Genomic DNA, 5,970 nt, shown 5'->3' on the forward strand with positions numbered 1-5,970 from the left:
CGATAGGGATACGACGGTTGACAATTGGTAGCAGAATATATTTGCCAATCAATGCTTGATAACGTTCATCGTCAGGGTGAACCGCGACTGCGCTATCACCCAGCATGGTTTCCGGACGAGTGGTGGCTACTTCTAAGTAATCTTTACCATCTGCTGTCAATTCACCATCCGCTAACGGATAACGCAGGTGCCACATGTGGCCCTGTTTTTCTTTATTTTCGACTTCTAAATCAGAGATAGCGGTGTGCAGCTTTGGATCCCAGTTGACTAAGCGTTTACCACGGTAAATCAAATCGTCTTCGTAGAGACGGACAAACACTTCTTGGACGGCTTTGGACAAGCCTTCATCCATGGTAAAACGCTCGCGGTCCCAATCAACCGATGCGCCCATACGACGTAGCTGCTTAGTGATGGTGCCGCCAGATTGCGCTTTCCACTCCCAAACTTTATCCATAAAGGCATCACGACCAAGATCATGACGGCTTTTGCCTTCTTCAGCTTCAAGCTTACGCTCAACCAGCATTTGTGTTGCAATACCCGCATGATCGGTACCGACTTGCCACAGGGTATTTTTACCCTTCATACGTTGGTAGCGGATCAAGGTGTCCATGATGGTATCTTGGAAGGCATGACCCATGTGCAGGCTACCTGTCACGTTGGGCGGCGGGATCATGATGCAATAGTTGCCCTGTGAGGTATCGCCGTGGGGCTTGAAGTAACCTTGCTCTTCCCAGTTTTGGTAAAGAGCTTGCTCGATGGACTGTGGATCGTATGTTTTTTCCATGGGAACGTGTCTGTCTCAAACTAATTAAATGGATGTGTTGCTAAATTCTGGGTCATTAATTCGACCCCTAAGTCGCGATATTGCCGATAGCGTTCGCGGGCGCCAGCTTTATGTTGGTCGTCATTGGCAACAAAATCGATGATTTGGCCAAAGTTTACCGCAAATGGAGGTACTTGGTCTGCAAGATTAATCAGAAGTTGACGACTTTTATTCGCACCAAGGCGATCATAGCCGATTTCAACGGGAGCTCCAGTTGCTTGACCTTCTCCTTTTAAATTGTGGGGCACAAATGCTGTTGGCTCAAATTGCCATAATAATTCATCAATTTCACAAGCTAACGCTTTGTTTTCACAATGTATGTAAACTAGTTGTTGCTTAAGGTAGGCTCGGTGCGCTACTTGGCAAGCCAATTGATACATTTCCATTAACGCTTGGGGGATAATGCTTGGTGTTGAACTTGTTATTGTTAAAGGTGTTAGCGGAGATGAAACCACCTGCGGCATGAGATAAAAAAGAGCTTGGGTCATGATTTCAATGCCTTGCTTTAGTGTGGTTGTTAAATTGCGTTTGCTGGTTTAATTTGCGATTTTACACGAAAAGCCAGTCGGAGGTAATGTTCTACAGCATGGCTGTTGCCGCAGGAAAAGGCTTGCTCAAGGGGCGGTCAAAGTGGTTGCTGATAGCGTTTATTTTAGGTCGTTTTTTCTTAGATTATGATGGAAAGTAAAGCGGGCAGCTCACTGGGGGCATTTTGAACCATTACAGCTGAGTGAATCACATATCCTCATGCAGAACGCAACGTGGGGGGATAAGAGAGCGCACCCGAAGGTGCGCTGGTTTGAACATAATATCTGATCAAGCTAGAGAATCCTCCTTTAAGTGAATGTTGCACAAGTTCATATCACAACATCAATCACCTAACTCAAAGCGTAGAATTGATGCATCTGCACGAAACTAACGGTATTGTAAACTTGCAATTTACCTTGACGCTTTTGGGAATATCGATAAACACCTTATGGCTATCGCGATTGTACTTTAAGTACCTTTTCTGCCTTAAGCAGGTCGCCTAGTGATGATTTATCTATATTATTTAAGTGTCGTTAACATTGAACCTTTCCTGTTGAGCTCCTCGACTCAAGATGTCTATTATGTGGATGTACATTGTGGGCACAGTGTATCATCGTCTAAATCTAACATGATGATATCAATAGTACTTTATTACATTTCCGACTTACACTTACACTTACACTTACACTTACACTTACACTTACACTTACACTTACCTCCCTCGTCCCTCGTCGAAAATTGACTTACCTTCTATACCAACTACAACTACAACGTTAACTCTTGCGCGGTGTCAATCAACTCCTTGGATATTATTGAGGAAATATCTATACAACACTAACAACTGGTTTATCTACAACGGCTCCTTATTGGCTAGATAGTTGATATTATAACAGTATTCACTATTATCACTTCGACTGCATTCACTACACTTACTATCTTCATGAATAGACAAACTTTAGTTTATTTAATATGTTAGCGACTCCTTATGCCTAAGCCGTAGATTTCAATACTTTCAAGATTAAATCTCACTTGAGTTGAAAATTGGCTTGTTCTTAAACTTAACGAGATGCGAAATTAATATCCTCAGTTTACATATAATAACTTGATTTATATGTACTTGGCTTGCATGTTACATTATGACAGCTTCAAGTGTGTAGGCCTCCTTGTTAAAGCGTAAGTTTTTAAAATACATCAGCTTAACCAATCGCCTTAGTCTCACCTTAGCATTAGTATCATCTTAACATATTGCGAATAAAGCATCTTCAATAAAATTAAGATATTACTTATGTAAGTTTATCCATTATTGTGACGGTCTTTTCACAGTCTTTTTTACAGCTTTTTGTCATTTAGTTAGGCCATTTTACTCAATTGGCGTACTCAATGACGATGGTGAAGGTCACCTCCCTTAGTGTAGTTGATATTTATTTATGTGCACTGCTTTTATTATATATCTCAGGTTATTTGTATTTATTTTGCTTTTGGCTTTAGTTAGCCTTGCGTTCTATTTTTATAACTCATTGTTTCAGCTATTTAACTCGTCACCTTGTGTTTGATTTCAGTTAATTCATCCTCCAAGATTGAGTTGGGTCAATTTGGCAGGGGTGGCGAGGGCGTTAACCTTTGGTTAAGCGGCATCGCTTTCTTCGTATTCTGCTACCTCATTGATGTCGTCATCAGCAATAGAAAGACGAGGGCCAGAGCGCTGTGCTTCAGGTTTGTGAGTCAGTCGATTGAGTTGTTTTTCAAGTTTTTGACCCATAGCCGTAATCGCAGCATATAGATTTTCGTGTTTAGCTTGAGCAAAAAGTTCTCCATTTGGGATACCAACCGACGCCTCAATTTTGAAGCCTGGTTTTTCCTCAGTGATGATCACATGGGGATTAAGCAACTGCACATCGTGCCGAGAAAGTTTCTCAAAACGGCTTTCAATGCGTTCACGGATTGGGGCGGTGACTTCTAGTTGTTTGCTGGTGATCTTTAACATATGTCGAACCTTCTATTGTTTTGTTCGATTTCAGATTACCAATCTGCGCACTTAAAAACGAGGGGTAAATCACACTTTTTCGCCTGTTAGCATCTGTTCGCCGGATCTTTGATCACTTAGACAAATATCGAGAATTTAGTGCTGAAAAGTCTTGTATTGTCTCTTAAGTCAGGCCATATTTGAACGGATAACTCCTTAGACTTTCTTGCATATTCCAATCTTTAACTTTAAGTTTTCGCTTAAATCGCTTTAAAATGCCATCAGTGAATTTCATTTGTTCGTCTAGGTGGCCAGTTTTATGGAAAACAAATACGTCAAAATTAAAGTCTGGGATTTACCGATACGCATTTTTCATTGGACTATGGTGATGTTGATGGCATTGCTTTGGTGGAGTGCTGAAGTAGGTGAAATGCAATGGCATCAAATTTTTGCATATAGTTTGTTGATTTTAATTGTTTTTCGTTTGATATGGGGGGTGTTCGGTAGTGATACTGCTAAATTTAATCATTTTGTTCACCGCCCGAATGTTGTGGTTCGTTACCTTAAGGATGTGCGTGCTGCGGGGGTGCAAGTTGTGCCAGGGCATAATCCCTTAGGGGGGTACATGGTTGTGCTATTGATTGCCATGGTGAGTTTGCAATTAATTTCTGGATTATTTGCAACCGATGAGATTTTCACTGAAGGGCCATTGTTTAGCTATGTGAGTTCAAGCACTAGCGCAGCGTTAACCACAGTGCATAAGTTGAATTTTAACCTGATCCTAGGGCTAAGTGTACTCCATGTTGTTGCCATTATTGTGCACGCAATTAAGGGCGATAAATTGGTCGGGGCGATGCTCAGTGGTTATAAAAAAGTACCGCAGGATAGGTTATCTTCCGTGGCCGCGACTCAATTGCAATTTAAGCCTGCTTGGTTAGCATTGGTATTTGTGATGGGCTTGGCGGGCGTGGTAGTGACTTTTCTTATCTGGCCAATAGTGCAAGTATTGTAACGTTTGCTTCCTAAAGGGGTAAAGTTGGGGCTAAGAGATGTTATTGAGATACGGTGTCATTAAAGTTGTTTAAGATTAAATAAAAAAAGCCTGCGATAACGCAGGCTTTTTTTTATGCGCTCGAGTTTATCGAAAGTTAGTCCAGCTTAATCTTTCTTATAAACATCATGGCAACCTTTACAGCTTTTACCTGTTTCCATAAAGGCTTGTTTTATCGCAGTTTGATCGCCTTTCTGTGCGACTGTCGCAAGGATGGCGGCATTTTCTTGGAAGGTTTTCATTTTAGCGTCAAAATCCGCTCTGTCTTGCCAAACTTTAGCAAGGGCTTCGGTTTTGCCTTTATCTGAACCATCAATAAAGCCTTCAAATGGCAGGGTAGAGAGTGCGGCAACATTGTTAGCACGCGTGGCAAAGGTTTGGGCATCGAAGGGCTTTTTGCCTTTCATCATGGCGCCCATATCACCGAAATTGTAAGCAATTACAGTAAATGCGGATTGGCGATAGTGAATGGCATCGCTAGCATCTTCAAAATTGTGCGCTTGAACTGAAGACACCAACACCGCGCTGGTCATTAGGGTAAGGAGTGTTTTTTTCATGTTATTCTCACAAAATTGCATGGAAGTGTGATGTTGCAGGTTCATTTTACACAAATTAACGTGATGTACTACAAGCAATTTTGATTGTTTTTGTATCGACCGAGTTGATATAGAGAACAAGTTGTTTTCCTGCGGGGGAAATCTGGTAGACTGAGGCTGTAATGCTTTAACAGTACTTTTATGGGGCGATTATGCGAGCAAACTGGGATTTAGTACTAGAAAGGATTTTGGCTCATGGCAATCATCAAGATCTTTCGGTGTTGTTTCATTTGCTGTTAACTGAAGAAGAGCGTTGTGCAATTGCGGGACGCTTAAAGGTATTTCAGTTATTACTTCAGGGGGAAATGAGCCAAAGGCAGATAGCGGCTGAATATCAGGTGAGTATCGCGACGATCACTCGCTGTTCTAATTATCTTAAAAATATGACACCAGAGCATAGGGCGGCCATTGCCCAATTAATTGGCTGAGATCAGATAGGTCGATGTCTTCATTTAATGCTGAAGGTTTTTTATTAAAGCAGGCAGAAATAATATTGTGATGTGTTTGGTTATCTGTGGCGGCAGTAACCCATGTGTTGCATTGAAATATGTCATCAGTCGTTTATAAACTGATAACGAATATTGGGTATCAATGATGATGTAAGGCTTAAATAAGGCTTAGATAAGGCTTAAATAAGGCTTAAATATAACAACGGTGGCAAATGGACAAGTAAGTGATGTTATATTGTGTTTTATTTCAGCAAGATAACTCATCGTCAGTCTATTATCTGTGAGGTCTGGCGGGATTCATTATTTTGCAATTTGCCATTAATTTGCCATTAATATGAAATTAATGTTCCCGGGTAGGTATCCTTAAGCAAACTCTAATAGAGTAGATATTCGTTTAATATACTTTAACAGTTTAGTGCCAGTAAGGCGGAGATACATATTGCTGAAAGGGTGTTGTTAACTTAACTTTAATTTTGAATTCGATTAATTTATTGCGCCCTAATTGTATGCAGTTGAATTCGTTAGTGGTGATAATTTGACGGTATGCTGGATATATCCAA

General features: G+C 40.9%; 6 protein-coding genes. 2 read left to right on the plus strand and 4 right to left on the minus strand.

Annotated features, from left to right (window positions below; genetic code table 11):
• The 3 genes from ACRCZA_RS11950 to hpf all read right to left on the minus strand — a co-directional run.
• Nucleotides 1–784 (minus strand): class I tRNA ligase family protein (locus ACRCZA_RS11950; RefSeq protein WP_438674655.1); only part of this gene is annotated, 784 nt, incomplete at its 3' end.
• Between the two features lie 20 nt (nucleotides 785–804).
• On the minus strand, nucleotides 805–1,311 hold the full coding sequence (locus tag ACRCZA_RS11955; protein WP_438674656.1) for a DNA polymerase III subunit chi: 507 nt from the start codon (nucleotides 1,309–1,311) through the stop codon (nucleotides 805–807).
• A 1,664-nt stretch (nucleotides 1,312–2,975) separates the two neighbouring features.
• Nucleotides 2,976–3,335 (minus strand): ribosome hibernation-promoting factor, HPF/YfiA family, encoded by a 360-nt coding sequence (gene hpf / locus ACRCZA_RS11960; protein ID WP_438674657.1) that lies wholly within the window; start codon nucleotides 3,333–3,335, stop codon nucleotides 2,976–2,978.
• Between the two features lie 298 nt (nucleotides 3,336–3,633).
• On the opposite strand from hpf, the gene ACRCZA_RS11965 reads away from it, so the two are divergent.
• On the plus strand, nucleotides 3,634–4,326 hold the full coding sequence (locus tag ACRCZA_RS11965) for a cytochrome b/b6 domain-containing protein (protein WP_438674658.1): 693 nt from the start codon (nucleotides 3,634–3,636) through the stop codon (nucleotides 4,324–4,326).
• A 146-nt stretch (nucleotides 4,327–4,472) separates the two neighbouring features.
• On the opposite strand, the gene ACRCZA_RS11970 is transcribed toward ACRCZA_RS11965, so the two are convergent.
• Nucleotides 4,473–4,922, minus strand: coding sequence for a c-type cytochrome (locus ACRCZA_RS11970; protein ID WP_438674659.1), 450 nt, complete (start codon nucleotides 4,920–4,922; stop codon nucleotides 4,473–4,475).
• A gap of 191 nt (nucleotides 4,923–5,113) precedes the next feature.
• Between ACRCZA_RS11970 and trpR the strand changes: the two genes are divergently transcribed.
• Nucleotides 5,114–5,389: a trp operon repressor gene (gene trpR, locus ACRCZA_RS11975; RefSeq protein WP_438674660.1), complete on the plus strand. Its 276-nt coding sequence runs from the start codon at nucleotides 5,114–5,116 to the stop codon at nucleotides 5,387–5,389.
• Nucleotides 5,390–5,970: the final 581 nt, after the last annotated feature.

It is taken from the genome of Shewanella sp., from assembly GCF_051658185.1.
GTDB lineage: Bacteria > Pseudomonadota > Gammaproteobacteria > Enterobacterales > Shewanellaceae > Shewanella.

What these genes read in the sequence shown, in the direction of transcription:
- ACRCZA_RS11955 (WP_438674656.1), bottom strand. Translation starts at nt 1,311, where the DNA reads ATGACCCAAGCTCTTTTTTATCTCATGCCGCAGGTGGTTTCATCTCCG.
- hpf (WP_438674657.1), bottom strand. Translation starts at nt 3,335, where the DNA reads ATGTTAAAGATCACCAGCAAACAACTAGAAGTCACCGCCCCAATCCGT.
- ACRCZA_RS11965 (WP_438674658.1), top strand. Translation starts at nt 3,634, where the DNA reads ATGGAAAACAAATACGTCAAAATTAAAGTCTGGGATTTACCGATACGC.
- ACRCZA_RS11970 (WP_438674659.1), bottom strand. Translation starts at nt 4,922, where the DNA reads ATGAAAAAAACACTCCTTACCCTAATGACCAGCGCGGTGTTGGTGTCT.
- trpR (WP_438674660.1), top strand. Translation starts at nt 5,114, where the DNA reads ATGCGAGCAAACTGGGATTTAGTACTAGAAAGGATTTTGGCTCATGGC.